Raw genomic sequence first — 965 nt, 5'->3', positions numbered from 1 at the left:
GTTATGCAGGCGTTATAAGCTTGCGCATTTTGAGAGGATTTGTGAGTAAATTAGTATTTTGGTTATTTATTAGCGGTTATGTTTTAATTTTGATTACTTATCACCGTTTTTCAGGAACTCAATATTTAGGTGATATACCAACTATGATATCAGCCGTAGCAACATCTGTTGCAGTTTTCATAGCTTTGATTACCTATATAAGTAATATTAATAAAGTAAGATCTAAAACAGCATATGATGCATATAAAGAGTCTTTAGAAAGCCTGAATAAGACGTTAACAGCCACGGAGTCAATTCAGGATAAGATTTATTTTATTGGTGTTTGCTTTGATTCTTTAGCTAAAATAGAACCTTATGTTACTGAAAAAGAACATCAAGATATCTTAGCTTCATCTCATATTAGTATTAAATATCAAGTTCAAAAAGCATTGAATCATTTAGATGTTAATGATTATTTTCTTTCCGACATAAGGCATATTAATGAGTATGATTTAACAATTTCGTCTTGTGCTAATTCATTATGTGAATATTGGCAGACTAATATTTCTGGAGAAAGTTGTTGGTCAAAAAGTAATAATGGTCGGCGGGACGTTTTTGCATATTATCCATATGGAATCGATGAAGAATTATTAGTTAAAGCCTTTACTTTAATGGCATCCGAAGCCGTCGAAATTAGAAAAACGTACGAATTACTTGAAACGTTATTCAGGGAAGTTTCATCAGAGGATTATGGTTCATTTATCCAAGAAACATCTAATTTGTGTCCGCTAGCTTTTGCTTATATCTTACTAAAATTTCACACTGAACCAATTCGCATGCCAGAATCGATTAATGATAAACCTCGTATACAACTTCGTAAAACTTATAATGATAAATATTGGTTATATCATTGCGAAGGTGTTGTCGCGTGGAGTCCACAAAAAATACCAGATTACTTTAAAAAACGCTTATAACAAATGCATCAA

At 31.6% G+C, this 965-nt stretch carries 1 protein-coding gene; it reads left to right on the top strand.

The features are described 5' to 3' along the window. Positions 1-953 (top strand): hypothetical protein (locus tag A6E03_RS18420; RefSeq protein WP_218060174.1); only part of this gene is annotated, 953 nt, incomplete at its 5' end. Positions 954-965 lie beyond the last annotated feature (12 nt).

It is taken from the genome of Aliivibrio sp. 1S128 (assembly GCF_001691065.1).
In the GTDB taxonomy this organism is placed as follows: Bacteria; Pseudomonadota; Gammaproteobacteria; order Enterobacterales; family Vibrionaceae; genus Aliivibrio.
Note: the sequence above shows the minus strand (reverse complement) of the source record. Positions and strands in the feature narration are given on the sequence as shown.